Origin of the sequence: Sphingomonas sanguinis, assembly GCF_001476905.1 — a bacterium.
GTDB classification, from domain to species: domain Bacteria; phylum Pseudomonadota; class Alphaproteobacteria; order Sphingomonadales; family Sphingomonadaceae; genus Sphingomonas; species Sphingomonas sanguinis_B.
On the sequence record NZ_LDTE01000140.1, the window covers coordinates 1 to 3,370 of the forward strand.

A 3,370-nucleotide genomic window follows, 5' to 3' on the forward strand; every position below is an offset into this window, starting at 1 on the left:
GGCTTCCGGGGTGGCGGCTTTGGCGGCGGGCGTGGCGGCGGCGGCGGCCGGGTACAGTTCGCGCTCTACCATACCTGGACTTTTGCAGACCGGGTGATCGTCGCCGATGGCGGCCCCGATCTGGACCTGCTGCGCGGCGATGCGATCGGATCGAGCGGCGGCACGTCGCGACACCAGTTGGAGGCGCAGGCGGGCTATGCGAATAACGGCGTCGGCATGCGGCTGTCGGGCAACTGGCGCAGCGCGACGCGGGTCAATGGCGGCACGCCGGGCAATCCCCAGCCGCTGGAATTCGGCAGCCTGGCGACGCTCGACTTCCGCCTGTTCGCCGATCTGGGCCAGCGGCTGGAGTTGCTGAAGAAGCATCCCTGGCTGCGCGGCACGCGCGTCAGCCTGGTGGTCGACAATGTATTCAACCAGCGTCAGCGAGTGACGGATGCGACCGGGACCGTGCCGATCGGATATCAGCCGGGCTATCTCGATCCGCTGGGGCGGACCGTGCGACTGTCGATCCGCAAGCTGTTTTTCTGACCGGGGACATGACTCTGTTGCGAAGCGACCCGAAGCAGTCGCGTCTTTGCCAGCATCGCGTTTTCCAAAAAGTGTCCGATTCGGTATGAATTCGGGATCGATCCATTAAGTTTCTGGTTAACCTACCATAAATTTGATGCCATCCCACCCGACAGTGAATTGCGATGGCATGACGAAACCGGAATATGTTTCGATGGTGCCGGACAGGTCGCAAGACTCTGACGGCTGGGGAGCAATATATGGGTCGGAGTGCTGAGGTCATGAGCGACCGCTATGATGCACGCGCGGGGGAAACGCCGGAAGGGATCGACGATCGCCTTCGCCGCATTCGCGACGAACTGGCGCTGTTGGAATCGCTCGTCCGCAGCGAAACCGAGGCACGGATCACACCTGCCGATATCGGTCAGATCATCCGCTCGGCGCGCGAAGGGATCGGGCACTTCTTCGAGGCAGAGCTGTTCGCCGATCCGGCGTTCGATATGCTGTTGTTCGTGTTTCTGGAAGAAGAGGCGGGGCGGCCGGTGGAAACCAGTGCCTGCTACCGCGCATCCGGGGTCCCGCGCACGACGGCGGTCCGCTGGATCAACATGATGGTGTCGAACGGCATGTTCGAAAGCGCGCCGCATCCGACCGATCGTCGGCTGGCGCTGCTGAGCCTGAGCGAGGATACCCGCGCCCGCGTGCGGCAATGGCTGACCGGTCTTCGCCCGATGGTCGAGCGGATGACGCTTCGCGACCATCCGCGCCTCGGCGCCTGACCGTCCGGCAGGGATCAGGGGGCGTGAATCAGGCCGCCTGATCGAGCCTGTTGCGCAGACGATCGGCCAGTGTTTCCAGGGTCACGCCGTCGATCCGGTTCGCCGTCGGCGCATCGGATCGCAGGATGTCGGCGATGGCCAGTTGCGCCTGGGTGATCCGGTCGACCGACTGGATGCTCACCATGTGGCGGCGCAGCGTGTCGGGGTCGCTGCCCAGCTCATAGGCCAGCTCGGCCAAGGAGTGGGTCAGCTCGACCAGCTCGTCGGCCAGCGCCTGGGCCAGGGCGGGGCTCAGCCCCGGGCTGAGGCCGGGGGCGCCGCCCCCGTCTTTTCCGTTTCCGGTCATTTGCTGCACAGCTTCATGATATTGGCGGCGATCGCGGCGCCCGCAATCGGCTGCGACGCCATGCCTTTGGACAGGGTGAAGTCGGTGCCGTTGCGGCCGATGGCATAGGCACCGCCCGCCATCATCGCGCGCAGGCCCGCCGCGCCGTCCTCGTCGTCCAGCGCGACCAGCACGCCCAGCGCGTTGCTGCCCGCCGCCTTGGCGACCGAGGCGAAGAGCAGCGAGATGGACGGACGCTCGCCCGCCACCGGTTCGCGCGCGAGCAGGCGGATCGTTCCTTCGGGCCAGCTGTCGATGACCATATGCGTGTCGCCCTGGGGCGCGAAATAGATGGTGCCCTGTTCCACCTTCATGCCGTCGGTCGCTTCGACGACCTTGGGGGCGATCTGTTCGCGCAGTTGCTCGACCATCGGGGTCAACAGCCCGGGCGACATCTGCTGCACGACCAGCGTCGGCGGGCAGTTGGGCGGGAAATTCTGGAACAGGTCGAACAGCGCCTGGGTGTTGGCGGCGTCGGCCCCGATCGCCAGCACGCGGCCGTTCCAGTCCATCGGCGCGGTCGTCACCTTCTTGGCATGGCCCAGCGTGCTGGCCGAGGTCCGCTTCAGATCGGCGTTGCGCGCCGACTTGATCCGCTTGCCCAGCTTGCCGATGATCGCATCCAGTTCGGACTGGACCGCCACCTTGGGCTTGGGGAAACAGTCGATCGCGCCCAGCCGAAGCGCCTCGATCGATTCCGCCGCGCCGGCGGCGGTGCGGGTCGAGAACATGATGACCGGCATCGGCCGCTCATCCATGATCTCGGCCAGATATTCCAGCCCGCTCATACCCGGCATCTCGACGTCCAGCGTCATCACCTCGGGACGATATTGCTTGACCATTTCGCGCGCTTCGGCCGCGCCGTCGGCGGCTCCCACCACCTGCACGCCCTTGATGCGTTCGAGGGCGCCCGAGATGAGGACCCGCATCGTCAGCGAGTCATCGACCACCAGAACCTTTACGTCGGCCATTACGCAATACCTTCCAAGACGGATACGCCGTCACGATACAGAGAAAATGATCAGGCTGCCTCGGCGGTCAGCGAAACGCTGTCGGTCAGCCGGTCGAGCGCCAGGATCAGGATCAGGCGCTGCTCGATCGTCGCCAGTCCTTCCAGATAGTGGGCCGCGGTCGCATCGCCCATGTCGGGCAGCGGCTGCATCGCCTCGGGCGGGATGGTCACGATGTCATTGACCGCGTCGACGATCAGGCCCTGAAGCTGGTCGCCGATCCGCACCACGATGATGACGTGTCGCGCGCTGGGATCGGTGATGCCCCAGCCCAGCCGGTGGCGCAGATCGAGCACCGGCAGCACCACGCCGCGCAGGTTCACCACGCCGCGCACATGGGCGGGCACGTTGGGCAGCGGGGTGGCAGGCGACCAGGCGCGGATTTCGCGGATGGCCATGATGTCGACGCCCAGGATCTGGTCGCCGAGCTGGAAGGTGATGAGCTGACGCGACATGGCGGTGTTCCTCTCCGAACGGGATCAGTGCAGCACGCGGCGGATGGCCGCGGCGAGCTTTTCGGGGTTGAAGGGCTTGACGATCCAGCCGGTCGCACCTGCCTCGCGTGCGCGTGCCTTCTTCTCGTCCGAACTTTCGGTGGTCAGCACCAGGATCGGCAGGTTGCGATGACCGGGCTGACGGCGCAGGGCCTCGATCAGGCCGAAACCGTCCATGCGCGGCATGTTGAT

The 3,370-nt window shown here is 65.7% G+C and carries 5 protein-coding genes and 1 pseudogene; 2 read left to right on the forward strand and 4 right to left on the reverse strand.

Annotated elements, in window-relative coordinates:
• Both SB4_RS17350 and SB4_RS17355 read left to right on the forward strand, forming a co-directional pair.
• Positions 1-531: pseudogene (locus SB4_RS17350) on the forward strand (TonB-dependent receptor); the annotation flags it as partial.
• 260 nt (positions 532-791) lie between these two features.
• On the forward strand, positions 792-1,289 hold the full coding sequence (locus SB4_RS17355; RefSeq protein WP_058753588.1) for a helix-turn-helix domain-containing protein: 498 nt from the start codon (positions 792-794) through the stop codon (positions 1,287-1,289).
• A 28-nt stretch (positions 1,290-1,317) separates the two neighbouring features.
• On the opposite strand, the gene SB4_RS17360 is transcribed toward SB4_RS17355, so the two are convergent.
• The 4 genes from SB4_RS17360 to SB4_RS17375 form a co-directional block, all read right to left on the reverse strand.
• Positions 1,318-1,635 carry a hypothetical protein gene (locus SB4_RS17360; protein WP_058717540.1) on the reverse strand — a complete coding sequence of 106 codons (318 nt, stop codon included), beginning with the start codon at positions 1,633-1,635 and terminating at the stop codon, positions 1,318-1,320.
• The gene (locus tag SB4_RS17365; RefSeq protein ID WP_058717541.1) at positions 1,632-2,645 is read right to left on the reverse strand and encodes a chemotaxis protein CheB; all 1,014 of its coding nucleotides are present in this window, start codon (positions 2,643-2,645) and stop codon (positions 1,632-1,634) included. The genes SB4_RS17360 and SB4_RS17365 overlap by 4 nt, the downstream gene beginning before the upstream one ends.
• Before the next feature lie 50 nt (positions 2,646-2,695).
• Complete coding sequence (locus tag SB4_RS17370; protein ID WP_058717542.1) at positions 2,696-3,139, reverse strand: chemotaxis protein CheW; 444 nt, start codon at positions 3,137-3,139, stop codon at positions 2,696-2,698.
• 24 nt (positions 3,140-3,163) lie between these two features.
• On the reverse strand, positions 3,164-3,370 hold a 207-nt coding region (locus tag SB4_RS17375), incomplete at its 5' end, for a response regulator (RefSeq protein ID WP_153003203.1).

Excerpts from the sequence above, each read along its gene's own strand:
- SB4_RS17355 (WP_058753588.1), top strand. The coding sequence starts at position 792 with ATGAGCGACCGCTATGATGCACGCGCGGGGGAAACGCCGGAAGGGATC.
- SB4_RS17360 (WP_058717540.1), bottom strand. The coding sequence starts at position 1,635 with ATGACCGGAAACGGAAAAGACGGGGGCGGCGCCCCCGGCCTCAGCCCG.
- SB4_RS17365 (WP_058717541.1), bottom strand. The coding sequence starts at position 2,645 with ATGGCCGACGTAAAGGTTCTGGTGGTCGATGACTCGCTGACGATGCGG.
- SB4_RS17370 (WP_058717542.1), bottom strand. The coding sequence starts at position 3,139 with ATGTCGCGTCAGCTCATCACCTTCCAGCTCGGCGACCAGATCCTGGGC.